We start from the raw sequence: 25678 nt of genomic DNA on the forward strand, positions 1-25678 counted from the left end.
ATATCCAATTCTCAATTTTGAATGCAAAATATCCAACAAAATCCGGAAAATTGAATATTGGGAATTTTACATTGGATATTCTGCCTAAAAAAATAAAAACTGATCCCGGTAGGAATACACATCTTAACGTTCATTTCTGTTAATGATTCCCCGGAATCATGATTGTTTTATTCCGCCGGCCAGTTGCCGTTTTTATACGGGCGCACCTTAATTTTAGCAGGATCTACTACCACGTGTTTCACCAGTTTCCGGTTCCAGGTGTAGGTGATGTGAATCATTCCGTCGCTGGTTTGAATAACGGCAGGGTAGGAGTACTCACCGTCTTTATCCGGATCGTTTTCAAGTAAAACGCCTGCTTCCCAGTGAATTCCGTCGTTTGAAACGGCCATGTTCAGAATGTTGCGGTCGCCCCATGATTCTCCGGGTGTAATGTGGTTGTAGATCAGCACAAAACGTCCGTCTTTCAGGGTTACTGCATCGATTCCTGAATTGGGGATGGGCATATCGATTGGCTCCAGCTCGGTCCAGGTTCTTCCGTTGTCTTCCGACCACGTAGTGATGATCTTTTTATTGCCGCTTCTGCACAGTGCCTGTAGTTTCCCTCCTGGATGAACCAATACGGCCGGTTGAATAACGCGGTATTTTTCGCCATCGTTTAGCGGCTTGGTGCGCTCCCAGGTTTTGCCACGGTCGGGAGTGATTTCCATGTGGATTTGCCAGCCATTGTCTTCAGTGCTCGACGGACAAAGCAGGTCGCCGTTTGCCAGCAGAATCGGTTTGTTTTTGATCGGACCCGCAATTTCTTCGGGTAGGCGAATGCTTTGCGACCAGGTTTTTCCTTCATCTTTTGAGGTAATGTATTCGCCCCACCATTCGCGCGGATTAGGGCCGTCTTTGTAAAAAAGAATGATTTCGTCGCCGTAATTGAACAATACCGGGTTCCAGGTAGGGTAACGCAACGTTTTGTGCTGAACGCCGGTGGCAACTTCCACCGGAACCGTCCATTTGCCGTTTTCAAAGCGGTTCACCCAAATGCCTACGTCGGGGTGTTTCTCGTGCGTGCCTCCAAACCAGGCAGCAATTAAACCATCTTTGGTTTGTTCAATGGTTGATGCGTGGCAACTCGGAAAGGGTACATCTTCCGGTTGATAAATGAATTCAGATTTTACTATCGCCTGGTTGCCGGTGTAGGGTTTTTGCGCCCCAAGAGAGCTTACCAGGAACATTGCTGAGATGAAAGTGATTAGTTTCATGAGTCGTATAGTTTATTTGATATTTATTTCTTTTTTGCCAGTTTCAGCGATAAAAATCCTACCAGGAAAATAGCCATGGTCCCAATTACAATGGTGAGATTGCTGTGGAAAGGACTTCTGAAAGCCAGCAGTTTTCCTTGGGTAAAGTAAAGTGGCGATAAGCTCATCCAGATAATAACCAGAACGCCAACAATTACACCGATGGCCGCGTCCATGTTTCTTACTTTTTTGGAGAGGAAAGCCAGCAGGAACAGGCCAAGCATACCTCCGCTGAAGATCGATGCGAGCGACCACCAGGCATCCAGCACACTTTCGACACCCACCAGCGAAAGCGAAATAAGAACGCCCAAAATTCCAAAAATAACGGAAGCCGAGTACAACACTTTCATGGATGATTTGTCGTCGGCATTTTTATTGAAATATTTCTGGTAGTAATCCGAAAGAACAATGGTGGCAGTGCTGTTGATACTGGTTGAAACGGTGCTCATTCCGGCAGCAAAAATGGAAGCGATCAACAAGCCCGTTAAACCCGTAGGCAAGCCGTTCACGATAAAATGCGGAAACACTTTGTCGCCATCGATGTTTGCCGGAAGCAGATCGGGGCGGGCCGTATAATACGAGAACAACGCCGTGCCGATGTAGAAAAAAACGATGGAAACCGGTACATAAAGCAAAGCGCCAAACAGTGCCGACGACTTGGCCTTTTTCTCGGTGCTGGTCGTCATGTATCGTTGTACAAAGTTTTGGTCGATTCCGTAGTTCTGGAGGTTGATAAACAAACCATAAATCAGCACCACCCAGAAAGTAGATTCCGAAAGACTGGCGCTTAAGCTTCCCAGGCTGAATTTGTGGTTGGCAGCTGCAATTTCAAAAATCTGCGAGGGGCCTTCAGGCATGGAGAAGGTTAAAACGGCTGCACAAATCAGCGCTCCCACCACCAGGATGATTCCCTGGATGGCGTCGGTCCAAATCACTGCCTGTATTCCTCCCATCATGGAATATACGGTAACAGCTATTCCGGTAACGATAATGATGGTTTTGATGTTCCACCCAAAAAGTGCATTTAGCGGAAGTGCCAGTAAAAGCAAAATGGCTCCGGTCCGCATCAGTTGGGTTAAAATGTAACAGATGGAAGCATAAATCCGGGCCCAGCTTCCGAAGCGGACTTCCAGGTAATTGTAGGCGGAAACACTTCCGAGGTTGCGATACAGCGGAACAAAAAACTTAGCCGCCAGAATGGCCGCCACCGGAATGGCAAAGCTGAAGACCAGTGCATTCCAGTCGCTCATGTAAGCTTTTCCGGGCAATGCCAGAAAGCTGATGCTGCTGACAAAGGTGGCAAAGATGGACATGCCCACTACCCAGGCGGGGAGTTTTCCTCCGCCGGTGGTAAACTGGCTCGATGTTTTGTTTCTCAGAAAAAAACTGGCGCCGAAAATGACGTTCCCTAAAGTGATGATTATAAAAACGATTAAGTCGGTTACAGGTAAGTTCATTGGATGTTGTTATACTATTGGTTTCTCGGTAACGCTGCCGGCTTTTATGTCGGCTGGTTACCGGGTTATCCTGTTTTTCAGGTGATGCTGTTTAACATACTTATTTCTTCATTCAGCTCTGGATACATTTCGGCCAACTCTTTTATGTTCACTTGCATTTGTTGCTTTTGTGCCTCTTCAAAACCACTGAAAGGCTGCGCCACGTAGCCGCTGCAAATTCCCAAAACCGAAAGTGCGCATTTTATACTTTCAATGTACCTCGAACTGTCTGCACTAATATTATATATTTTTTTCTCAATCTGAATGACAATGTCTCTTAATCTGGCCACTTTATTTAAATCTCCATCCAACGATGCCTTGTACATGTCAACAAACAACCGGGGGAAAATATTGGCACCGCCTGTAATTCCGCCGCTTCCTCCAAAGTTAACCGACTCGGGCAGGAATAGTTCGGTTCCACAAATAACCGCAAAATCGGTTTCGTTTTTAAACTCATCCAAAAGCGTGTAAAAATAAGCAAGGTCGCCCGAACTGTCTTTGATCCCGATCGCACCCAGTTCTTTGGCTTGTCGCACGGTTTCAACCGACATGTGCATTTTGGTACAGCTGGGCATGTTATACAATAAAAATGGCAAAGGAAGTTTAGGGCTGATATTCTTTAAAAAATCAACAAACTCGTTCTGAGAAATGGGGAGGTAGTAAGGAGAAGAGATCACCAGGGCATCGGCTCCCGCACTTTTTGAAACATGGGCCATTTCGAGTAAACCTGCGGCAGAAGTATCTGTAACTCCCACCATTACCGGAACTCTTTTGTTGATAAAGGCACAGGCTTTCTCCACAAACTCCCTGCGCAACGAATAGCTCAAACTGGTGGCTTCGCCCGTGGTACCCAGCAAAAATATGCCGTGCACACCGCCGCTGATAAGGTATTCGATTAAGCGTGCCAGCCCGCTTTCGTCCAGCTCTTCCTCGTTGATCAAAGGTGTAACGATCGGAGGAATTATTCCTTTTAATGATGAATTCATTTGAATTATATTGAATTTTTTAATCAGTTAAATCGATTAGCGTAAAAACTACACATACAAAGAAAGTTCATTTTGTTGCGTCACACTTCTTGTATATTGTTTGTTTTGCATTGAATTTTGACCTTAATTTGAACTTATTAATTAATATTTGTGTTTTAGGGTTAAAAAATATTCACGGTGGAATTTGTATACGAAAAAATCTTTGTTCCTCACAAGCACTCTTTTATTACGCGGCGACTAAAGATGGATCCGAACTCCGAAAAGATTCATTCCCATAATAACTTTGAGTTAAACCTGATCACTTCGGGATCGGGAAGAAGGATTGTCGGGAATAATATTTCGAGTTACACTCCGGGCGATCTGGTATTGCTGGGGCCAAACATTTCTCACTGTTGGGAAGTGCTGGAGACCAGTAATGATGAGGAGCCCGAATGCGTGGTTACCCATTTTTACGAAAACCTGATCAGTTCCGATTTTTTCAATATCCCGGAACTGGAGCAGGTGGTTGAGTTGCTGAAAGAGGCGCACAGCGGGATTCTTTTTAAAGGCCCTAAAATTGAGAAAGTAGCCTTGACGCTGAACCGCATGGTAGAATTGAAAGGTTTGGAGCGGTACATTAACCTGCTGAAGGTATTCAGTCTTTTACTAAAAGTGGAAGACCGTGAATACCTGGCCTTGCCTTCAGAACTGCCCAGTAATTATGATAAAGACCGCGATCAGATCGACAAAATCTACGAGTACGTTTTTCAGAATGTTCAGGAAGGCATCAATTTAAAGGAAGCTGCCAAGGTGGTTTACATGGAACCCAGTTCGTTTTGCCGTTACTTTAAAAAGAAAACCAGCCAGACATTTATGGAATATGTTAAAACCGTGCGAATTGGAATTGCCGCCAAACTACTGGCCGAAACCGATAAGCGGATAACCCAGATCTGTTACGAGTGCGGCTACAACAACCTCGCAAATTTTAACCACTACTTTAAAGTGATCATGGGGAAAACACCTTCAGACTACCGGAAGGATTTTCGCTAAGTTTTTCTTTCTGAGTGATTTTTATTCCTTTGAGGTTTTTGCCGTACGTTTTACGCACGGTTATTCACATTAAATCCTTTCAGGACTTTACGAAAGATTTGCCCTGTTTATGAATCCATACAAGCCAAATAAATTTAAGGATCGATCGATTTAACTAAGGTTTTTGATGATCAGTTGATGTTGAAATTTCCTGTTAAGCATTTATTTCCTGAAAGTCAATATTGCATTTGTATTAGCCAACAAATGTGTGGTATTGTTTGGCCATTGTGTGTTAATTTGGTATCATGCATTGGAACCTGGTTTCCGGAATGGAGATAAATCTTTTTGATTGTTCAGATTGACAGTTTATTGACAATTCCGGGAATCGTAATAGCAAAAGATACCATGCAAATACCAGTTGAAAAACGATTTCCCAAAGCCATCATTTTTGATATGGATGGTGTATTGGTGGACAGCGAGCCCTATCACATTGAAGTAGAAAAGCGAATGTTTCAGAAAGTTGGGGTAGATGTTTCCGACGAGGAACATGCCTCCTACATGGGGACTGCCACTGATGTTATGTGGCGTCAGATCATCGAAAAGCGGCAACTTTCGCACGATGAGGAGGAAATGACACGGCTTACCAATCAGGAAGGGATTCCTTTTTTCTCTGCCCTTGAGAAATTGGAGCCAATGCCGGGCCTGAGAAAATTGCTCGATTTCCTTGAAAACAAGAAAGTGCCAATGGCGGTGGCTTCTTCCTCCAATCCGGAAACCGTACAAATTATTATCGATAAGTTGGGTCTTCGAAAGTATTTCAGACACACCATCAGCAGCGGAAGCGTTGGCAAAAGCAAACCCGCACCCGATGTATTTCTGCATGCAGCAAAGTTGCTGGGGGTTGAGCCCGAAAACTGCCTGGTGATCGAGGATTCAAAAAACGGGATTAAAGCAGCGAAAAGTGCCGGGATGTTTTGTGTGGCTTATGGCGGAGCAAGCTCCGAAAGCCAGGACCAGGGCGAAGCGGACATTGTGGTGGATGATTTTGAAAAACTGACAAGACTATTGTTTGCGGAAGATTGAAATGCCAAAACAAACTTTAACAATCAGGTATAATTGATGGCAGATTGAGCGATTTTTTTGATCCTTTCAATCAGCAGGAAACACAAAATAATATTGATAAAGTATCACTAACAATGGCGAAAAAATTACTGAAAAAGTTGGCAGACGGAAAACGGGTTTACGGAACCTGTATCACTTCTACGGCTCCGTTATGGATAAAAGCGGTGCGCAGTGCCAGGCTCGATTTTGTGTTTCTTGATACCGAACATGTACCGCTGGAAAGGATGGAAGTGGCCGCGCTGTGTCAGCTTTATGGGGCAGCCGGAATAGCTCCTGTGGTGCGAATCCCTTCTCCCGATCCAATTCGGGCCTGCCAAATGCTGGATGCCGGGGCCGAAGGAATTCTGGCTCCTTATATTGAAAATGTGGAACAGGTTAGGGAAATGGTTGGCGCGATCAAATACCGGCCTTTGAAAGGGGAGCGACTGAAACAGCTGTTGAACAATTCCGGGTCGGTGGAACCTGAGTTGAAGGATTATCTGGCCAACTATAACCGCGGGAATATTTGTATGCTGAATATCGAAAGTGTTCCTGCTTTCGAAAAACTCGATGATTTGCTGGATGTGGAGGGAGTGGATGCGGTGTTTATCGGTCCGCACGATTTATCGCTGAGTTTGCGCATTCCGGAGCAATACGACCACCCAAAGTTTGAAGAAGTGGTGAAACTTATTGTTCATAAATGCCGGTCGAAAAACAAAGCGGTGGGCATTCATTTTTCCGATCATCCCGGGCGGCAAACAAAGTGGATAACCGAAGGCGTGAATTTCATTATTTACAGTTCTGACATTATGCTCTTGACACAGAAACTTAGCGACGATTTCAATATAATCCGTGAAAGTGCCGGGGATAAACCGGATGATGTCTCCGAAGCCTTTGTGGTGTAAACGCCGAACATAGATAACTAACCCAATGACTGACTAAATGGAAAAACGAACGCTCGAAAACTTTGAATGGATAAACAAACCGGAAAACTTTGTGGTTGACCGCAACCGTGTGCTGATTGAAACCCGGCCGGAAACCGATTTGTGGCAGCGTACTTATTATGGCTTTCAGAATGCGAATGCACCGGCTTTTGTTACTAGTTTGAACGGTGATTTCAGCTTTGAAGTGAAGGCCGAATTTGAAGAAACCGCTTTCCGGTACGACCAGTGTGGGGTGCTGCTTTTCATCGACAACGAGAACTGGGTAAAGGTGTCGGTGGAATACGAGAATGAAACTTTTGCACGACTGGGATCGGTGGTGACCAACCTGGGGTTTTCCGACTGGGCAACTACTGACATTCCCGCAGGCATCTCAGAGATGTGGTACCGGGTGAGTCGGCGCGGGCAGGATCTTTACATCGAAAATTCGGTGGATGGAACCGGATTCCGGCAAATGAGAATGCTGCACTTGCACAAAGCATCCGTAGAAATAAAAGTGGGGGTTTATGCATGCAGCCCGCTGAAGTCAAGCTTTAATGCAGTTTTTTCTGAATTTAAAAGCGGTCCTTGTTTGTGGCCCGAATACGAAACTCACAAATAAAAGCAATCATGTATCAACAGATTATTTTTTCCCCGGCAAGCAGTAAGCGCAGCCTTCTTTTTTCAGCATTTGCTTTATTGTCAACGTTGTTGCTAACCGTTGCATCGTGTCAGCAGAAAGCGGAAGTGCCGGCAGTGTCCGTGCCCGAAAACTATCAGGATGTGCCTTTTGTGCAGGAAACGCACGAGGCTTTTTACATCAGTGATAAGGAAGACGACAATGAGATACGAAGCATTGCAGTGGACCATAGTTCCAATGTTTGGGTGGCCACTGCAGCAGGTGTTTTCAGAAAAGATGAAAATACAAGAGACTGGGAGGAAGTAATTACCGGGGAAGATCGCGGCCCTGCTTATTCGGTGGTGGTGAATCCCAATGGCGATGTATTGCTGGGGACCTGGAACGGTTTGTATCGTTTTTCTGCCGGAACACTTGCAAAAGAAGAAGGTGTGAATCCTCCAGTTTCTGTGATCTGTGCCGACGGCGAAGAGAATTACGCATTGGGACCGCATGGAATCTGGCATTCAGTCAATCAAAAATGGGAATTACAACCCTATGCAATTGCCCGCTCGGTGCGCGATGCGATGGTTGATACCGATGGAAACCTGTGGGTGGGAACCGATGCCGGACTTTATAAATGCAAAGAGGGAAAAACAGAGTTGTTTCAAAATACGGATGAACTGATCAGCTGCTATGTAAAGGCGGTTTCGTTTGGGCCGGAGAATAAATTGTGGGCAGGTGTTATGGGCGGCGTTTCCATTCGCGAAAACAATCTGCTTGTAAAAAATCTCCAGCCAGCTAACGGCATCCCGTCCATTTTTGTGAACAGTATAGAGCAGGCGCCCGGCGGAGTGATGTGGGTAGGAACCGACGTGGGGGTGGTTCGTTTTTCGCCCGATGGTTCGCATTCGCTTCGTTTTAGCAAGCGATGGCTGACCCATGATAAGGTTACAGATATCGCTTTTGATGGAAACGGGAATGCCTGGATTGCCACGGCAAACGGTGTAAGCCTGATCAAAAAAATAGAGATGACACTGGCGGAAAAAGAGCGGAATTTCTACACTCAAATGATGCGGAAACACATGCGCGAGCCCTGGATTTGTGCGCCGCTTCGTTTGGAGGTTCCCGGAGATACTTCTACATGGAGACATTCCGACGATGACAACGATGGAGAATACACCGGAGGCTACCTGGCGATGGAAAGTTTCAGGTATGCAGCCACCGGCGATCCGGATGCGAAAATGAAAGCACGCAAAGCTTTTGACTTCCTGGTGAAGCTTCAAACCATTACCGGAACCGATGGCTTTTTTGCACGCACGATTGTCCCGGTCGACTGGCAGCAGGTGCACGATCCCAACCGAACTTATACCGAGCGCCAGATTGCCGATGCACAGGTTGCGGACCCGCGTTACAAACCCGTGGAAGAGCGCTGGCGAAAATCAGCCGACGGCAAGTGGCTTTGGAAAGGCGACACCAGCAGCGACGAAATGGACGGACATATGATGGCCTATTTCTACTTTTATGAATTGGCAGCCGACGATGAAGAAAAGCAACTGGTGCGCAATCATGTCAGCAAAATCATGGATTACCTGGTAAAACACAACTACAATTTTATCGATATTGACGGAAAGCACACGCGTTGGGCCGTTTGGTCGCCCGAACAACTAAACCGCGATCCCGACTGGTCGTCGGAACGCAGTCTGAATTCTTTTGAACTGCTGGCGTATTTGAAATTTGCGGCACACATCACCGGTAATGAAAAATACGAAACCGAATACCGGCGATTGATCAATGAAGAAGGTTATTTGGACAATGCTTCCCGTTTGAATCGTAAAAATCCGGCCTGGCAGATTTATTTCGACCTGACCATGGAAGGCTATCTTTTTCCGATGCTGATCAAGTATGAAACCGATCCGGAATTGAAATCTTTTTATGAAAATTTAATGGATGAATGGATGGAAAAACAAACGGAAGGAGAGAACTTGTACAATAATTTGGTGTACACTTTTGTGACCGGGAAAAAAACAAACGTGCAGCAAACCATCGATTTCCTAAAAGACGCGCCGCTTGATTTGGTGGATTGGCACATCGATCATACACTTCGGGAAGATGTGCAGGTAGTAAGAAAACCGATTTTGGAAGAGGTGCAGATCAGTGAGCTGCCGCCGGCCAGTATCCGCGCTACGGTTCGCTGGGATAAAAATCCGTGGGCTGCTGTTCAGGGAAATCCGGCACAGGTACGTGAGCCTGTATTTTGGCTATGGCCGTATTGGGAAGCCCGTTACCTGGGAATAATTGAAGATTAGAAGAACTAAAATAAACCAACTGATGAATAGAAAAACGTACAAAACACTGGTTCTGCTGGCCGCTTTTTGGCTGGCTTTTGCAAGCGGAATGAAAGCCCAGGAGAATATGTTGTGCCAGGGGCGGCACTGGACCGAAGACGAGGCCAACCTGAAAATGAAAGAATTTGCCCAATCATGGAACGACCGCGAATCGTGGGAAAAGCGGGCAACTGTGGTTCGGGAAGGGATCATTGAAGGAATGAAGCTGAATCAAATGCCGGAGCGCTCTTCAAAACTGAACGTTACCATTTCAAACGCGCGAAAAATGGATGGTTATGTGGTGGAAAATTTCATCATGGAGAGTTTTCCGGGTTTTTACATCACCGGGAATTTGTACCGTCCACATGAATTGAAAAGTAAGAATCCGGCCATTTTGTGTCCGCACGGGCATCTGAAAGACAAGCGTTTGAAGGCTGATGTTCAGATTCGGTCGGCAGCGTTTGCCCGCATGGGAGCCATTGTGGTGGCATACGACATGGTGGGTTTTGCCGATTCGAAACAAGTAACCCACGACATTCCGATTGCGCTGGTTCTGCAAACTTACAACAGTCAGCGGGTATTGGATTACCTGCTTTCGAGAGGCGATGTGGATCCGGAGAGAATTGGCGTTACCGGAGGCTCGGGTGGAGGAACACAGACTTTTATGCTCGCGGCCATCGATGATCGAATAAAAGTTTCGGCTCCGGTAGTGCAGGTTTCGGCTCATTTTTTTGGCGGCTGTGTGTGCGAAAGCGGAATGCCGGTTCACAAAAGCGATCATCACCAAACCAATAATGTGGAAATTGCTGCCCTTTGTGCGCCACGTCCGATGTTGATCGTTTCCAACGGAGGAGACTGGACCAGCAACACCCCGCTGATTGAATATCCTTACATACAAAAAGTGTATGCTTTGTACAACGCCGAACACAAGGCGGAGAATGTGCATCTTCCGTTGGAAAAGCACGATTACGGACCGTCGAAGCGATTTGCCGTTTACAACTTTTTTGCCCATCATCTGGGGCTCGATAAAAACAAGCTTCCCTATAATTATGGTTACGACGAAAGTTTTGTCACCGTTTTGGAACCGGACGAGTTGCGGGTGTTCAATAAAAAAAATCAGCTGCCGGCTAATGCTTTGCAAGGGAACAAGGCTGTGATGAAGTATCTGAACCTGAAATAAAATAAGCCGATGAGGAAACTGAGAACATTCTTTTGGACCAGTATTGTAGTCTTGGCATTTGCGTCGTGCGCGCCAAAGCAGGCAGATGTGGTGACATTCGGAATTTGTACCGATGTTCACCTGCCTACCATGCACGATTCGGAATACCGCATCCGAACTTTCATCGACAGTATGAAAGCTACTCAGCCTGATTTCATTATTGAACTGGGCGACTTTATAATTCCGAAAGAGCAGTACGCCGGGTATTTCGATACCTGGAATTCATTTGAAGGCGAAAAGTACCATGTAATCGGGAATCACGAAATGGACGGTGGTACCAGCCGCGAAGCTGCACTGGCTTACCGGAACATGAAAAGCAGCTATTATTCGTTTGAAAAGAACGGTTTTCATTTTATCGTACTCGATGGCAACGACAAGAAAAATCCGGACGTAAAAGGTTATCAGCAGTTTATTGGCCCCGAGCAGGTTGCCTGGCTGAAAAACGATCTGGAAAACACAAAGTTTCCGGTTATAGTTTTCTCGCATCAGGGATTGATTCTTTATCCCGGGGCAGACGAGAATTACGGTGTGGAAAACTACCGTGAAATACAGACCATCCTCGAAAAACACAACGCCGACCATCCGAAGCAAAAAGTGATTGCTTGTTTTAACGGGCATACGCATTGGGACGTAGCCGACCAGGTAAACGGAATCTATTACATCACGCTTACCTCAATGGCTTATCACTGGTTGGGCGATGATTATGTGCACGTTCGGTACAGCGATGAGGTGGACAAAAACTTCAAATGGATAAAATACACCGCTCCGTTTAAAGAACCGCTTTGGGCCGTGGTTGAGATCTCGTCAGAAGGATACATAAAGATTAAAGGACGGGAGTCGGAGTGGGTAGGTCCTTCGCCCTGGGAACTGGGTTATCCCGAACAATTCAAACAATACATGCGGCCGGCTATTTCTGACCGCTATCTTAAATTCTAATCTTAAAAACAGGCTATGTTCACCAAAAAGCTTTTGACTATTTTTCTTTTTATTCTGCTTGTACAATTTGCCTTTTCACAGGCAAAAAACTTAAACGTTGAAGAAGCTGATTTCACTTTTGCATTTCTGACCGATATTCACTTAAAACCCGAAATGGGCGCTCCGCAAGGTTTTCAAATGGCCATTGACAAGGTAAATGAACTCAATCCTGATTTTGTGCTTACGGGCGGCGACCTGGTTTTTGATGCCATGCGCGGAAATAAAGGCAGGTCTGACACCCTTTTTTCGCTGTATAAAGAAATGAGTGCGGGTTTTAATATGCAGGTGTACAATTGTCTGGGCAACCACGATCTTTTTGCAATTTATGCTGAAAGCCCCGAAAGCAGCGATCATCCCGATTACAAATACGGGATGTTTGAGCGATATTTTGGAAAAACGTATTACTCTTTCGATCATAAAAACTGGCATTTTATTGTACTGAATTCGCTGGGCGTGACAGAAAATAAACGCTACACCGGAGTTTTCAGCGAGGAAGAGTTGGCGTGGCTAAAAACGGACATCTCAAAACTTGATACTTTAACACCCATTGTAATTGTAACACATATTCCGATGATCACCACCCGGTCGCAGGTTACCGGCTCGGAAGGAAAAGGAAATGTGAGCAATGCTGCGGAAGTATTTAAAATGCTGGAATCTTACAACCTGAAACTGGTTTTACAGGGGCATATTCACTGGAAAGAGTACGGTTACGTAAACGACCGTTTTCATTACATTACCGGCGGCTCCATTGCCGGAAACGGCTGGAAAGGAAGACGCCACAATACAAAAGAAGGTTTTGTGCTGGTAAAAGTTAAAGGCGATGGGTTTTCGTGGGAATATGTCGATCACGGCTGGGAGGCCGAAAGATTAAAAAAAGCAGAGTCACTTCCTGAAGCAAAGTAAACAGAGTCGCGAAGGAGCCCGGTTGAGGGTTGGGGAAAGAGTCTTCATCTCCACAGATGAAAATATTTTTTTACTTTTATCCGTCACTCTTTTGCAGAACGTATTTCATGGGATTAGCATTTGTACCAATCAATTTTCTGAATAACAGGTTTACGCTGCTTGACCAAAAGTCAGATCGCTATCTGCTGATTCTGATTTGCCTGGTTTTTAGTGTGCTGTACATCAATGTGTTTGTCCCGTTTAATATCAACCGCTGGTTTTCCGACTCGGGTTTTATTCAGTTTCTCCGGCTTTCCAGCTACGGGCTGATTGTTTCGCTGGTGCTTTTGTTTACCCAGTTTCCTTTGCGAAAGCTTTTTAAGGCCAGTTCGTTCACTATAAAAAGTTATTCGCTTTGGCTGCTGATTGAAGTTTTGCTGATCAGCCTGGTGTATATTTTTCTTTACGGAAACCCGCTGGGAAACTTTTTCAATGACTTTGTTTTTTCATTGAAATACACCCTGTTGGGCATTCTTCTTCCGTATTCATTCTCGCTGTTGATTATTTTTTACAAGAACCAGCGGGCCGAAATTCGCTCGTTAAAAGAGGAGATAAACAAGCCGGGAATAAAGGAAATGCTGGTTTTTAAGGATGAATACGATCGCATAAAATTCTCGGTGCGCACGCCCGATGTGCTGTTTCTGGAGGCGACCGATAATTACATTTCGGTGCATTATTACGCGGAAGGAAAGGTACAACGGCAACTGTTGCGCAATTCGCTGAAACGTGTGGAAGAAATGCTGGCCAAAAACAAAGTGGTTCGCTGCCATCGTTCTTTTATCGTAAACTGGAACCAAATTGAGATGGTTCAGCTGAAAGGGAAAAAACTGCAAATCAAACTGCGGCATTGCGACAAAATAATCCCTGTTTCCGAAAAATATTCACCCCTGTTTTTGGAGTTTTTATCCCAGCAGGAATCTGTTTAACCCCAAATAAGCTACTTAAACCCTATTTTTTTGAAATTAAATTTGGTGCATTCATTTTTGTTCAGGTTAAATTTTAAAATCAAAGAAAATGAAAAAGTTACTGGTATTTATTTTTATGATCGCCCTGCTTCCAATGACAGGAAACAGCGCCGAACTTACTTCCGAAAAACAGCTGGTTGGCGAATGGAACTTTAATGTGCCGTCGGCTCCTTATGGTTACGAAAAAGGCACTTTGACCATTGCAGAAAAGGAAAAGAAACTTACCGGAGAAGTTAAGTTTGCCGATGGGTACAAAATTCAGCTGAAAGATGTAAGCTTTGCCGATGGTGTTTTTAAATGCGGGTTGTATGTTGATTACGAATATGTAAACCTGAAGGCAAAAATCCAGGATCAGAAAATGACCGGAACAGTAACGTCGTCTGAAGGGAGCATGGAATTGTCGGCCACCAGAGTAAAAGCAAAAGAGTAAGCCGGGTTAATATCCTGATTTGCTTAATGAAAATGAGAAATGCGCTTAGCAGTTCTAAACTGCTTAGCGCATTTTGGCTGCTTTGGTATCTTGCATTCGGTGAATTTATTGCAAAGTTCTGTCATTGGCAGAACCAGTTTTTATCTACAGAATAATTACCCCTTCAATTTTATCCGCTTTTTCTACGATTTCGATGATCTGATCGGCATTTTGCATTTCGGCAACGCAGGTAATTGAAACGTGTTTCAGGTCGGAAGTATGTTTAAACGCCAGTTCGCCATGAGGCGGTAAAAGTACTTTGATCTGTTCCACCTTGCCATTACTGTTCGGTGTTATAAACTTAAACATGTATTTAAGCGGCCAGGTCTCTGTTTCCATCAGCCTGTATCGTAATGTTTTGAATTTATCTGTTTTCATGAAAGACTCTTTCTGCCAAAACTAACAGAAAAAACGTTCCATTTGTTTGGGACGGGTTGGTTCGATGTTTTAAAACGGGCATCTGAACGAACTTAATCGCAATTATTTCTTTGAAAGAACTGATTTTTTGGGGTGTTATGGTTAGGGATCAGTGCAATAGGTGTTGAGAAGGCTTGCCCGGGTGAAAAGGCGGATTATTAATGTTTCTCCTACGGTGAGTATTCGTTAGTGAAATGTGCAAAAAGTTATTACTTTCGGGCTGATCGAACCGAAACAAACTTGAACAAAGGCAGTCAAAATACCGAGAAAAACCTGATTTACGGACTTAACAGAGGGGATCATGATTCTTTCAGGGCCTTGTTCGATTTGTACAGCAAACCCCTGTTTCAGTTCTCCTTAAACTACCTGAAATCGAAAGATGCAGCGGAGGATGTTGTGCAGGAAGTGTTTTCCAAAGTGTGGAGTAAAAAGACGGAAATAAAGTCAGACACTTCCTTTAAATCGTACCTGTTTACGATTGCGTTAAATGCCATCCGCAAACAATTCAATAAGCTTTCAAAATTAAACGAAGCCCGGCACGAAATTCTGTTCTCTTTATCAAGCAACAAACCCGTTTTTGATGATAAAGACGATTATCAGGCCTTACTAAATAAGCTTGAAGAGCTCATAGATCTTATGCCCGAAAAGCGTAAGCAGGTTTTTGTGATGAAGAAACTACAGGAAAAGTCGCTGAACGAAATTGCCAGTGAACTCGACATTTCTTCCAAAACGGTGGAATACCATATCACAGAGGCCATGAAATTTCTTAAGTCGGAGTTTGAGAAACTTAAAGCGGGAGGCTTGATTTTTTTTCATCTTTTTGTCAAAAGAAATAAAACTTTTAAATAAGCCTTTTATTTGATCTCTTCCTTTTTTTACTCGTTTTATAATCAGTGGTTTTGCGTCGTTTTTGCCGGCCCCGGTTAAGGGCGAGGTTTAAGTCCGACAGGTTAAAATCTGTTTTTTCTGAAATTTTTTTCTTTTTGAACTAGGGATATCTGGCTTCCCGGGATATATAATGTACAAGCAAGGTAAGTTTAATTGAATAGTTAGCTTTAGTTAGATTAAAGAGGGAGGAGAACAAGTTTGCTCCTCCTCTTTGAAGAGAAATGAAGATGAACATAGATATAAATACACTTATAAATTTTTCAAACGGAAAATACTCCTACAACGATTATACGAAAATCAGGGAGTGGTTTGAAGATATTCGCCACAGGGAAGACATGGCAGGGCATTTGTCCGCTCAGTGGGACGAAATTACTGAGCAGCAAAAAGGAGCGGATGAGTCATTGAATCATATTTTCGAGAGAATCCAATACAACATTTTGCTGGAAGAAAAGAAACAGAAGAAAAAAATAAGCCTTTGGCATTTTTACCGCCAGGTGGCTGCAATTCTTCTTGTTCCTCTTTTGGCATTTTCTGCGTGGTATTACTCTGTAAACATCCGGGATGGAGCAAGAGAGCCATTGCCCGAAGCAGTGGCACAAGCTTGGGTAAGTATAAATGCGCCCGAAGGTGCCCGTGTTGAATTTATGCTTCCTGACAGTTCGAGAGGCTGGCTGAACAGCGGTTCGAAACTAAGATACCCAAGCCAGTTTGGCGGGCAGCGACAAGTAGAACTGACGGGTGAAGCGTGGTTCGATGTAAAACATCAGAATAATTCTGAATTTGTTGTGAGTGTTCCCGATATGGATATAAAGGTGCTGGGAACACAGTTTAATGTTTCGGCCTATACCAACGATGTTTTTACGGATGTATCCCTGGAAGAAGGGAAAATAGAGATTAACGGGAAAGGAGCCGTATTTAACCAGGTACTGGCTCCCAACGAGAAAATACTATTTAACCGCAACTCCCGCACTGTTTCATTGTCGGAGGTAGATGCGTCCCGTTATTCGGCATGGAAAGACGGTTACCTGGTGATTGACAATGAGCCACTGGGACAGGTTGTTAGCCGCCTGGAAAGATGGTACAATGTGGACATTGAAATACAGGATGAAGTTTTGAAAAGTTACAGGTTTAAAGCCACTTTTAAAGACGAGCTCCTGGAAGAGGTATTGAAATTAATGGCCAAAACAACGCCTATTAGATATACGATTGAGCAAAGGTCAGCGGATGCTGGCGGGGTGTTTAAACAGAAAAAAGTAACGATGAGACTAAAAAGATAAAAACTGCAAACAGGAAAGTGGTTCCAGCACTTTCCTGTATGATTTGCAGAGCGAGAATCAATAAAGCTTTTATTCACTCTAACATGGTAAAACTATGAAAAAAAAACGAGACCGAATGGCCTCGATGAGTTTCCTCTTTAAAGAAACTCAGGCTATTAAAAAACTACTACTTATGACTAAACTAACAGTTCTGTTTGTCTTCCTTGGCTTTGCACAGGTATTGGCTGTTGAATCGTATGCACAAATGACACGCTTGTCAATGAAAGTAAACGATCAGTCGATAGAAGAAGTGCTGGAAGAAATTGAAGATGCTACTGAATTTTTCTTTTTGTACAACAAAGACTTAATTGATGTTGATCAGAAAGTGAGTGTTGATGCCCGAAATGAGACCATTAAAGCCATTCTTGATGGTATTTTTGAGGGGAAAGACATTGCTTATACAGTGTACGACAGGCAAATTGTTCTTTCCAATGTCGAAATAATCAACGAAATGGTGGCACAGCAGAAGTCGGTTTCCGGAAAGGTTGCTGATTCCGATGGTTTGCCATTGCCCGGAGTAACGGTTGTTGTAAAGGGTACCTCAAACGGTACAGTTACCAATGCCGACGGAGAATATACACTAAACAATATACCTGCCGACGCGGTACTTCAATTCTCTTTTGTCGGAATGAGAGCACATGAGATTGAAGTCGGAAGTCAAACTGCGATTAATGTGGTGATGCAGTTGGACGCTATCGGATTGGAGGAAGTTGTGGCCATTGGCTATGGCACACAGAAAAAAGTAAACGTAACAGGTTCGGTGGATGTTGTAGCCGGAGAAAAGCTTGCAAACCGTCCTGCTTCCAACGTTTCTCTTTTGTTACAGGGAGCCTCGCCCAACTTAAATATCTCGCTAAGTAACATGGGCGGAGAGCCCGGAGCCAGTCAGAAATGGCAAATCCGGGGTGTCGGTTCCATTTCAGGGAATTCCTCTCCTTTGGTTTTGGTAGATGGAGTGGAGATGGATATTAACCTGCTGGACCCGGAATCAATTGAGAGTATTTCGATTTTGAAAGATGCTTCTGCCTCTGCTGTTTACGGTTCAAGGGCTGCTTTTGGGGTGGTTTTGGTTACAACCAAAAAAGGAAAGAAAGACCAACCCGTACAGATACAATACAGCAATAACCTCTCTTTTGCTGTTCCTATTTATATTCCCAATATGGAAGATTCTTACACCTATGCAATTGCTTTTAACCAGGCGATGGCAAATTCAGGATTATCTCCCAAATTTCCTGAGGAACAAGTTCAAAGAATCAAAGGATACATTGACGGCACTTATCCATATCCCTATGATCCGGAAAACCCACCCACTTATATTTGGGCAGGAAGACATGTTGGAAATGCAAATGTAAACTGGACGCAGGAATTTTATAAAAAATACGCGTTTCAACAGAAACACAATCTAAACCTTAGCGGTAGCAGTGAAAAAACGCAGTATTTCTTTACTGCCGGATTTTATGATCAACCCGGATTATACAGTTGGGGAGATGACGGTTACAAACGATATAATATCCTGGCCAATTTATCCTCCAATGTTACCGATTGGGCACGCTTTGATTTCAGTACAAAATATGCCCGTTCCAATACGGATAGCCCAATAGGAATGGTCGGATTACCAAGAACATATACGTGGTCTCAAATCATTGATTTCTGGCCAACCATGCCTATGTACAATATTGACGGTTCGATAAACAACCCGATTGTACGCGTACTTCAGGATGGCGGCCGGATTTTAACGGAAAGAAACGATTTGTGGATTAACCTTGGGACTGAGATAGAGCCTGTAAAAGGCTGGAAGACAAACGTTCGTTACAATTATAACTATAAAGCAGGCTCTGAATCGCAAAATCCCAAGCCTGTGCCGGTTTCAGTTCCTAACGGAAGCTGGGGGAATATTGGAGAGTCGACTACAGGGGTAATTTCAAGTTTAAATCAAACAAAATATTCACTGTTTAGTGCCCATACTTCCTATGAAAGAACAATCGGACGGCACTATTTGAAAGGGTTGATTGGATACGAACAGGATAAAAGCAATTACAGATGGTTGTATGGTTCAAAAATGGACTTAATTACTCAGGAGGTAGTTGCTATAAGGGCAGCCTTAGGTACAACCACTCTTGATGACAGGATTAGCCACTGGGCCACAAAAGGTATCTTTGGAAGGTTGAATTATAACTTTGATGAGAAATACCTGTTTGAATTCAGTGCCCGCTATGATGGATCTTCCAGGTTTTCGTCTGGTTCGCGCTGGGGCTTTTTTCCCTCTTTCTCTGCAGGCTACAACATTGCAAGAGAAAATTTCTGGGAACCCATTAAGAACCATGTAAATACTTTGAAGATCAGGGCTTCTTACGGGTCGCTAGGCAATCAGAATGTAGCTAACTACCTGTATCTAGCCACTATACCAGTCGCACTAAGGCAGGATTATATTATAAATAATGAACTCCCGTTGTATGCCACTAGTCCCAAAATAATAAGTGATGATCTGACCTGGGAAACCGTAACAACATTTGATGTTGGATTTGATGCAGAGTTTCTTAATCATCGTTTGAGTTTTATTTTCGACTGGTACGACCGTGTTACTTCTGATATGATTGGGCCTTCCATGCAGCTTCCATCAGTTTTGGGAACGAGTGCGCCTAGCAGCAATAACGCCAAGTTATCTACCAAAGGGTTTGAACTTTCTATTGGATGGAAAGACAGAGTGTCGTCTGACTTTTCTTATGAGGTACAAGTCGGCCTTGGCGATAACAAAACAATTATCAAAGAGTACCTGAACGAATCCGGAAACATTTATTCCTGGTACCCGGGCAGGGTGTATGGGGATCAGTGGGGATTAACCACCGACGGTATAATTCAAACTCCCGATGAGGAAATGTGGGATCAGACCTACTATTATTCTAAATGGGGCCCCGGCGATATCAAGTACAAAGATTTGAATGACGATAAAGAAATTAATCCAGGCACAATGACACTGGATGACCATGGCGACCTTTCAATAATTGCCAATACAACCCCCCGCTATACATACAATATTTCAGTAGGAGCAAACTGGAAAAATTTCGATTTCAAAATGTTTTGGCAAGGGATTGGAAAGCGCGATTTGTTGCCGGGAAGAAATTCCGAGTATTTCTGGGGACTTAATAACAGTCCCAATAACTCGTCTCTTTTTAAAGAAGGTAATATGTTAGATTATTGGCGACCAGCTGATGAAACAAATATTTTAGGCCCCAATACTGATGCTTATTTTCCAAAACCTTATTTCTCGGCACAAAGAGATAAAAACACGCAGTACCAAACTCGATATGTATTAAATGCTGCTTACCTAAGGCTAAAAAACCTGCAAATAGGTTACAACATTCCTCAAAGTGTATTGGATAAAATTTTTATTCAGAGGGCCAGAATTTACGTTTCAGGAGAGAACTTGTTAACCTTTACGCCGCTGCCTAAGCTTTTTGAACCGGAAACTGCAGTATCGTCAAATCCAAATGATGGCGGGGTTGACCTTGGTGAAATTTATCCGATTACACAGATGTTTTCATTCGGTGTTAGCTTAACTTTTTAATAACTGAACAAAATTAATGATTATGAACTATTTAAAATTATTGATAGGGTTTATCGGATTAAGCGCATTTTTATGGTCATGTGATAATGACGATTTTCTGGAGAGATATCCTTTGGACCAGGTAACTGATGCAGTCTTTTTTAAGCATTCCAGTGACATGGAGATCTATATGAATCAGTTTTACAACAGAGGAATTTTTCCTCTTAAATATTATTCCAGAGGCGATGTTGGTAGTGATATTCATATGACAGGTCGTTCTATTGACAGCCGTTTGGAAGGTACCTTAACAATAAATGCAGGTCCGGGTCTGGCCTACGGAAGTATCAGGGGAGTCAACTATTTTTTCGATAATTATAAAAAATGTGAAGACGAGTTTGAAACGTATAAACAGTACATGGGTGAGGCTTACTTTTTTCGGGCCTATTTATATTTTGGGTTATTGAAAAACTTTGGAGATGTTCAGTGGATATCCACAGTACTCGAAACAAGTTCTCCTGAACTTTTTGAAGCGAGAGATCCCCGAAATTATGTTGCTGACAAAATTATTGCCGACCTGGATTCTGCTGCTTTGTATTTAAGCAACGAGAAAACAAATGGGCATTCGCGTCTCAATAAATGGACTGCTCTTTTATTGCAAAGCAGGGTCGCCTTGTATGAAGGTACCTGGGAAAAATACCATGCAAACGATCCGTTTGGAGTAGATAATCCGCAACCTGAGAAATATTTCAATAAAGTGGTGGAAGCCACCGAAAAGATTATGAACTCGGGATTGTATGATATTTATTCCACAGGTTCCCCGGAAACCGACTATGTTGACTTATTTGGATTAAGAGACTACAGCAACAACAGTGAAGTGATGTTCTGGAGTAAGATGAATATTGATTTAGGGGTTCATTCTCATCGAACACTTGATTATTTAAGTTGGCCAAGGGCAATGGGACTGACAAAGTCACTGGCTGATTCGTATTTATGTGTTGATGGACAGCCTATTGCTGTTAGCCCACTTTTCCAAGGGTACGCAACTATTGCAACTGAAGCAACGAACCGGGATCCCAGGTTTTATCAAACCATTTTTACGCCCGATGCTCCCTGGCTAATTAAGGATGGCAATACAACAAACTGGGTTTACATTTACAATAAGCTTTTTACCAACGAGGATCTCACGGCACCTACTGGTTACCAGCGCCGAAAGGATTACAATCCGAATGCGGTATACCACGACATGAATTTTGAGGAAACACCATCCATTCAGTTTCGTTATGCCGAGGTACTTCTCAACTTTGTAGAGGCTAAGGCAGAGTTAGGATCATTGATTCAGAATGATATCGACCGATCGGTGAAAAAACTCAGAGACCGGGTAGGAATGCCTAACCTGCAGATAAATAGTATTGTTCCTGATCCTAATTGGGAATTTCCGGACTTGTCTCCGGTTATTAACGAAATCAGAAGAGAACGTAAGATCGAGCTGGTGTTGGAAGAGTTCCGGTTTGACGATATTGCCAGATGGGCTGCTGCCGATGAATTACTCGTAGGGAAAAGACCCAAAGGAGCGAAATCTGACCAATTTTCGATAACACCTCCTTATTCGGATGATGAGAATGGTTTTATTGATCCATTTGGAACTGCTCTTCCTAACGGATATGGCTTTAATATCAACCGCGACTATTTGTACCCGATAAAAGAAACAGAACTTGTTTTAAATCCGAACCTGGGGCAAAACCCCGGATGGGATGATTAACAGGTTAATTTAGACCTTTCATAGGTAATAAAAAATTTCAATAGCCTGTTGTTACGAATCGTTTCGACGGGTTATTGAAATTTCAAAAGGCAATTTGGAAAATAATGAAAGAAAGAACTCCCATCAACTAAACAGTGAGTTATATACTATTATGAGATTTTTTAGAAATAGAATTTTAGCCTGGAAATTTGGAAAATACTACAGTACAATGGCTGTATTATTGGGTTTATTAATGGTTACAGGGTGTACTTCTAAGGAAACTGCAAAATTGAAGTTCTCGTTTCATTTAAATAAAAAAGAGGAATTTATAGCCTCCAATCAAATTGCAATTTGGTTGCAAAATTCGGAGGGAAATTACGTCGAAACATTTTTTGTTTGTGATTACCTCTCGTATGGTGGATACACAATTCCCGATGTTTGCCCCAATTGGGTCAGTAAGTCTGACTGGCAAAAACAATCGGGCGAAGTGGTTGACGCCGTTTCGCAGGCAACGCCTGACGTTGGCGAAGTAGTGCTTGAATTTGATTTTCCGGGAGATGAGTTAGCGCCCGGAAAGTACAAATATTGTATTGAAGTGCATGTGGCCGAAAACTACAATGAACTGTATGCCGGCGACATTGAGATTGAAGAAAGCGGCGAACCCGGTATTAGCGAGGTGGCCGTAACTTACCAACCTGGGAAATATGAAAAAGGAAGTGGACTCTTGTCGAATGTGAAAGTGCAATTTGAAAAGTAACCTGTAAATAGCATATGTTATGAAAAAAATATCTCGTCGAAAATTTATTGAACATTCCGTTCTGGGAACAGCTGCGATATCTGCCAGCGGATTTTTAGCATCATGTTCTGACTCTGGGAATAGTAACCAGGTTCCCCGCAGGGTTTTGGGTAAAACCGGCCTCGAGGTTTCGATTCTGTCTTTTGGCGGAGGCTCGCAGTTTTGTAAAAACCAGGGTGGCGAATGGGAAAAAATTATGGAAGAAGCAATTCAAAGTGGTGTAAATCTTTTTGATACAGCTCCCAGTTACAGCATCTACAAAGGAGATCAGGCCTTGGGAAGTGATGAGCGTTTTGGGCAAATTCTTCCTCCTTACCGGGATAAAGTAACGATTGCCACAAAGTTGGAAACCAGAAACCCCGATGAGGTGAAAAAAGAAATAGAGGGAAGCCTGTCCCGAATGAAGACAGACTATATCGATATTTTGTTAATACATGCCATTAAAGATTCAGATTCTGTATCCGAGATTGAAAAAGGTGTGTATCGGGAGATGCAGAAATTGAAAGAAGAAGGAGTGATCCGCTTTATCGGTTTCTCCAGCATGGACAGTGCTCAACGCTCCAAAGATTTGCTTGATAACCTGGATATGGATGTCGCTCTTTTGGCAATGAATGCCACACGCTACGGCGATTTTGCAGAGCTGGCATTACCCGCGGCAATCAAACAAAATACCGGTGTAATTTCCATGAAAGTGATGCGAAACATTGTTGGCAAAGATGCCACACCCCGCGAATTGCTTGAATATGCCTGGGGACAGGATGGCGTTAGCAGTACTTTAATTGCGCATTACGGAATAGAACCGCTGAGGGAAAATATTCAACTGGCAAAAGAATACCCCGGGAAGTTTATGGCAAGTGTCGACCGGCGCGAGTTGGAATACAGAATGGCGAAATATGCAGGTCCACATGCTTTGTGCTGGGCTCAACCGGGATATACTGACGGAGAATACATTGCTTGATTAACACATGAAACGACCATGACAAAATTTAGCCGCATATGCCTATAACTATCCGGTAGCAGACGGCCATGGGACTTCGATGTTATTCCATTGAGAACTAGTAAATTTAATCAGACGAAAAAAGTATGAAAAATAGAAACGTAGCATTTATTTTGATTTTGTTGCTGTCGGGCATTCTGTCTTCCGGAATTGTGCAGGCAAAAGAAAATGTAAAAATAGCCGTGATAGGGAGTATCCCCCCTCATTTTCCGGGAACCAATAATCCGCAGGAAATAGTGGATAAAGTGATTCAATTTTGGGAAAAGGAGTTCCAAAAAGTTTTGATACAAAAGCCCGACTTGATTGTTTTGCCCGAAGCCTGTGATCGTCCGAGGGGATTGTCGCCCGTTGAACAACTTGAATATTTCAGGCAACGGAAAAACCAGGTGCTTGATTTCTTTGCATCGGTGGCCCAAAGCAATCAGTGCTATATTGCCTTTAATTCAAAACACGAGGTTGGGGATAAGGAATTCTTAAACTCAAGTTTTATGTTGAATCGCCAGGGCGAAACCATTGGGGTTTACCACAAAAATTACCCGACAATAGGTGAGATGGAACTAGGCATTAAAGCGGGCGACGAAGTTCCTGTTTTTGAGTGCGACTTTGGAACTGTGGCATGTGCCGTTTGCTTCGATCTCAATTTTGATGAGTTGCGCCAAAAGTTTGTGGCAGCAAAGCCCGATCTTATCCTTTTCTCGTCGATGTATCACGGCGGACTGGTACAAAGCTACTGGGCTTACTCCTGCCAGTCGTATTTTGTGGGGGCGATGGGGTTTGTCCAGCTTCCTTCCGAAATTCGAAATCCTTTGGGACAGGTTGTGGCTTCAAGTACCAATTATTTCAACTACACCGTGGGAACCGTTAATCTCGACTACGAACTGGTTCATCTCGATTACAACTGGGAAAAGCTTGTGGATCTAAAGAAAAAATATGGTGATGCAGTAATTATTAATGATCCCGGACAAGTTGGGGCAGTATTGATAACAAGTGAGCATGACAAAGTTAATGTGCAACAAATGTTGGCTGAGTTTGAAATTGAAACGCTCGACGAATACTTTGATCGTTCCCGTAATTTTCGCGAAGAACCGGGCAACAAACATTGATATTATTTGCCGCCAAACGGTGAACAGAAACAAACCAAAAGAAGGCTGTAAAAACGTATAAAAAGATGAGACAAAACTATTCAAACCTGCAATTGACCACACTGGTGGTATTGCGATTTTTGGTTGGCTGGCATATTCTGTACGAAGGGATCGCCAAGTTGCTAAACCCGCAGTGGACTTCTGCCGGTTTTCTGAAAGAGTCAACGTGGATACTTTCCGGATTTGCCGATTGGGTGATGTCAAACAGCGGCATTTTAGCTACGGTTGATTTTTTGAATACCTGGGGCTTAATCGCGATCGGTCTGGGGTTGATACTCGGAATCTTTTCCCGGGTAGCAGCAATTTCCGGCGCTGTACTGGTATTTGTTTACTATTTGAATGCCCCGCCACTTACCGGTTTGGAATACTCCCTGCCTACCGATGGGAACAATCTTATTGTTAATAAAACTCTTATTGAAGCAGGCGCATTGTGTGTTCTGGCATTGTTTCCCACGAGTAAAATATTCGGGCTCGATGCATGGCTGCTAAAACGTAAACAAGAGAAAGGAGGAGCGAAATGACAG

General features: G+C 43.5%; 22 protein-coding genes. 18 read left to right on the top strand and 4 right to left on the bottom strand.

Annotation, left to right across the window (positions count from 1 at the left end):
- Window positions 1-167: 167 nt before the first annotated feature.
- The 3 genes from D1614_RS16140 to D1614_RS16150 all read right to left on the bottom strand — a co-directional run bounded on the left by D1614_RS16140 (window position 168) and on the right by D1614_RS16150 (window position 3774).
- Window positions 168-1253: a sialidase family protein gene (locus D1614_RS16140; protein ID WP_119439004.1), complete on the bottom strand. Its 1086-nt coding sequence runs from the start codon at window positions 1251-1253 to the stop codon at window positions 168-170.
- Window positions 1254-1276: 23 nt separating this feature from the next.
- A complete protein-coding gene (locus D1614_RS16145) occupies window positions 1277-2749 on the bottom strand; it encodes a sodium:solute symporter family protein (protein WP_119439005.1) in 1473 nt (490 codons plus the stop codon).
- Window positions 2750-2826: 77 nt separating this feature from the next.
- Window positions 2827-3774, bottom strand: coding sequence for a dihydrodipicolinate synthase family protein (locus tag D1614_RS16150; protein ID WP_119439006.1), 948 nt, complete (start codon window positions 3772-3774; stop codon window positions 2827-2829).
- Between the two features lie 177 nt (window positions 3775-3951).
- On the opposite strand from D1614_RS16150, the gene D1614_RS16155 reads away from it, so the two are divergent.
- From D1614_RS16155 to D1614_RS16200, 10 genes are all read left to right on the top strand, one after another.
- Complete coding sequence (locus tag D1614_RS16155; RefSeq protein ID WP_147384276.1) at window positions 3952-4803, top strand: AraC family transcriptional regulator; 852 nt, start codon at window positions 3952-3954, stop codon at window positions 4801-4803.
- Window positions 4804-5127: 324 nt separating this feature from the next.
- Window positions 5128-5865, top strand: coding sequence for an HAD family hydrolase (locus D1614_RS16160; protein ID WP_119439008.1), 738 nt, complete (start codon window positions 5128-5130; stop codon window positions 5863-5865).
- Between the two features lie 113 nt (window positions 5866-5978).
- On the top strand, window positions 5979-6788 hold the full coding sequence (locus tag D1614_RS16165) for an HpcH/HpaI aldolase family protein (protein WP_119439113.1): 810 nt from the start codon (window positions 5979-5981) through the stop codon (window positions 6786-6788).
- A 37-nt stretch (window positions 6789-6825) separates the two neighbouring features.
- Complete coding sequence (locus tag D1614_RS16170; protein WP_119439009.1) at window positions 6826-7425, top strand: DUF1349 domain-containing protein; 600 nt, start codon at window positions 6826-6828, stop codon at window positions 7423-7425.
- 8 nt (window positions 7426-7433) lie between these two features.
- Window positions 7434-9728, top strand: a complete 2295-nt coding sequence (locus D1614_RS16175; protein WP_206610050.1) for a ligand-binding sensor domain-containing protein — start codon at window positions 7434-7436, stop codon at window positions 9726-9728.
- Window positions 9729-9750: 22 nt separating this feature from the next.
- Window positions 9751-10926: an alpha/beta hydrolase family protein gene (locus D1614_RS16180; RefSeq protein WP_119439010.1), complete on the top strand. Its 1176-nt coding sequence runs from the start codon at window positions 9751-9753 to the stop codon at window positions 10924-10926.
- 9 nt (window positions 10927-10935) lie between these two features.
- Window positions 10936-11901 carry a metallophosphoesterase family protein gene (locus D1614_RS16185; RefSeq protein WP_119439011.1) on the top strand — a complete coding sequence of 322 codons (966 nt, stop codon included), beginning with the start codon at window positions 10936-10938 and terminating at the stop codon, window positions 11899-11901.
- 15 nt (window positions 11902-11916) lie between these two features.
- Complete coding sequence (locus D1614_RS16190) at window positions 11917-12843, top strand: metallophosphoesterase family protein (RefSeq protein WP_119439012.1); 927 nt, start codon at window positions 11917-11919, stop codon at window positions 12841-12843.
- Window positions 12844-12950: 107 nt separating this feature from the next.
- On the top strand, window positions 12951-13808 hold the full coding sequence (locus tag D1614_RS16195; protein WP_162304531.1) for a LytR/AlgR family response regulator transcription factor: 858 nt from the start codon (window positions 12951-12953) through the stop codon (window positions 13806-13808).
- 88 nt (window positions 13809-13896) lie between these two features.
- A complete protein-coding gene (locus tag D1614_RS16200; RefSeq protein WP_119439014.1) occupies window positions 13897-14277 on the top strand; it encodes a hypothetical protein in 381 nt (126 codons plus the stop codon).
- Between the two features lie 144 nt (window positions 14278-14421).
- Here the strand turns inward: D1614_RS16200 and D1614_RS16205 are convergent, their stop codons facing one another.
- The gene (locus D1614_RS16205) at window positions 14422-14694 is read right to left on the bottom strand and encodes a DUF493 family protein (protein ID WP_119439015.1); all 273 of its coding nucleotides are present in this window, start codon (window positions 14692-14694) and stop codon (window positions 14422-14424) included.
- Window positions 14695-14973: 279 nt separating this feature from the next.
- Between D1614_RS16205 and D1614_RS16210 the strand changes: the two genes are divergently transcribed.
- The 8 genes from D1614_RS16210 (at window position 14974) to D1614_RS16245 (ending at window position 25675) form a co-directional block, all read left to right on the top strand.
- Window positions 14974-15582: an RNA polymerase sigma factor gene (locus tag D1614_RS16210; protein WP_162304532.1), complete on the top strand. Its 609-nt coding sequence runs from the start codon at window positions 14974-14976 to the stop codon at window positions 15580-15582.
- A 266-nt stretch (window positions 15583-15848) separates the two neighbouring features.
- Window positions 15849-16898, top strand: coding sequence for a FecR family protein (locus D1614_RS16215; protein ID WP_162304533.1), 1050 nt, complete (start codon window positions 15849-15851; stop codon window positions 16896-16898).
- Between the two features lie 172 nt (window positions 16899-17070).
- Window positions 17071-20502 carry a TonB-dependent receptor gene (locus tag D1614_RS16220; protein ID WP_206610051.1) on the top strand — a complete coding sequence of 1144 codons (3432 nt, stop codon included), beginning with the start codon at window positions 17071-17073 and terminating at the stop codon, window positions 20500-20502.
- 22 nt (window positions 20503-20524) lie between these two features.
- The gene (locus D1614_RS16225; RefSeq protein ID WP_119439116.1) at window positions 20525-22240 is read left to right on the top strand and encodes a RagB/SusD family nutrient uptake outer membrane protein; all 1716 of its coding nucleotides are present in this window, start codon (window positions 20525-20527) and stop codon (window positions 22238-22240) included.
- Window positions 22241-22472: 232 nt separating this feature from the next.
- Window positions 22473-22976, top strand: coding sequence for a DUF2271 domain-containing protein (locus D1614_RS16230; RefSeq protein ID WP_262707222.1), 504 nt, complete (start codon window positions 22473-22475; stop codon window positions 22974-22976).
- Between the two features lie 19 nt (window positions 22977-22995).
- The gene (locus tag D1614_RS16235) at window positions 22996-23973 is read left to right on the top strand and encodes an aldo/keto reductase (protein ID WP_119439019.1); all 978 of its coding nucleotides are present in this window, start codon (window positions 22996-22998) and stop codon (window positions 23971-23973) included.
- A gap of 125 nt (window positions 23974-24098) precedes the next feature.
- Window positions 24099-25115 carry a carbon-nitrogen hydrolase family protein gene (locus tag D1614_RS16240; protein WP_119439020.1) on the top strand — a complete coding sequence of 339 codons (1017 nt, stop codon included), beginning with the start codon at window positions 24099-24101 and terminating at the stop codon, window positions 25113-25115.
- A 65-nt stretch (window positions 25116-25180) separates the two neighbouring features.
- Complete coding sequence (locus D1614_RS16245; RefSeq protein ID WP_119439021.1) at window positions 25181-25675, top strand: DoxX family membrane protein; 495 nt, start codon at window positions 25181-25183, stop codon at window positions 25673-25675.
- The last annotated feature ends 3 nt before the right edge of the window (window positions 25676-25678 follow it).

Origin of the sequence: Maribellus luteus (assembly GCF_003576475.1) — a bacterium.
Taxonomy (GTDB): Bacteria; Bacteroidota; Bacteroidia; order Bacteroidales; family Prolixibacteraceae; genus Draconibacterium; species Draconibacterium luteum.

What these genes read in the sequence shown, in the direction of transcription:
- D1614_RS16205 (WP_119439015.1), bottom strand. Translation starts at nt 14,694, where the DNA reads ATGAAAACAGATAAATTCAAAACATTACGATACAGGCTGATGGAAACA.
- D1614_RS16170 (WP_119439009.1), top strand. Translation starts at nt 6,826, where the DNA reads ATGGAAAAACGAACGCTCGAAAACTTTGAATGGATAAACAAACCGGAA.
- D1614_RS16150 (WP_119439006.1), bottom strand. Translation starts at nt 3,774, where the DNA reads ATGAATTCATCATTAAAAGGAATAATTCCTCCGATCGTTACACCTTTG.
- D1614_RS16185 (WP_119439011.1), top strand. Translation starts at nt 10,936, where the DNA reads ATGAGGAAACTGAGAACATTCTTTTGGACCAGTATTGTAGTCTTGGCA.
- D1614_RS16175 (WP_206610050.1), top strand. Translation starts at nt 7,434, where the DNA reads ATGTATCAACAGATTATTTTTTCCCCGGCAAGCAGTAAGCGCAGCCTT.
- D1614_RS16245 (WP_119439021.1), top strand. Translation starts at nt 25,181, where the DNA reads ATGAGACAAAACTATTCAAACCTGCAATTGACCACACTGGTGGTATTG.
- D1614_RS16235 (WP_119439019.1), top strand. Translation starts at nt 22,996, where the DNA reads ATGAAAAAAATATCTCGTCGAAAATTTATTGAACATTCCGTTCTGGGA.
- D1614_RS16145 (WP_119439005.1), bottom strand. Translation starts at nt 2,749, where the DNA reads ATGAACTTACCTGTAACCGACTTAATCGTTTTTATAATCATCACTTTA.
- D1614_RS16140 (WP_119439004.1), bottom strand. Translation starts at nt 1,253, where the DNA reads ATGAAACTAATCACTTTCATCTCAGCAATGTTCCTGGTAAGCTCTCTT.
- D1614_RS16165 (WP_119439113.1), top strand. Translation starts at nt 5,979, where the DNA reads ATGGCGAAAAAATTACTGAAAAAGTTGGCAGACGGAAAACGGGTTTAC.
- D1614_RS16240 (WP_119439020.1), top strand. Translation starts at nt 24,099, where the DNA reads ATGAAAAATAGAAACGTAGCATTTATTTTGATTTTGTTGCTGTCGGGC.
- D1614_RS16200 (WP_119439014.1), top strand. Translation starts at nt 13,897, where the DNA reads ATGAAAAAGTTACTGGTATTTATTTTTATGATCGCCCTGCTTCCAATG.
- D1614_RS16195 (WP_162304531.1), top strand. Translation starts at nt 12,951, where the DNA reads ATGGGATTAGCATTTGTACCAATCAATTTTCTGAATAACAGGTTTACG.
- D1614_RS16230 (WP_262707222.1), top strand. Translation starts at nt 22,473, where the DNA reads ATGGTTACAGGGTGTACTTCTAAGGAAACTGCAAAATTGAAGTTCTCG.
- D1614_RS16180 (WP_119439010.1), top strand. Translation starts at nt 9,751, where the DNA reads ATGAATAGAAAAACGTACAAAACACTGGTTCTGCTGGCCGCTTTTTGG.
- D1614_RS16225 (WP_119439116.1), top strand. Translation starts at nt 20,525, where the DNA reads ATGAACTATTTAAAATTATTGATAGGGTTTATCGGATTAAGCGCATTT.
- D1614_RS16215 (WP_162304533.1), top strand. Translation starts at nt 15,849, where the DNA reads ATGAACATAGATATAAATACACTTATAAATTTTTCAAACGGAAAATAC.
- D1614_RS16190 (WP_119439012.1), top strand. Translation starts at nt 11,917, where the DNA reads ATGTTCACCAAAAAGCTTTTGACTATTTTTCTTTTTATTCTGCTTGTA.
- D1614_RS16220 (WP_206610051.1), top strand. Translation starts at nt 17,071, where the DNA reads ATGACTAAACTAACAGTTCTGTTTGTCTTCCTTGGCTTTGCACAGGTA.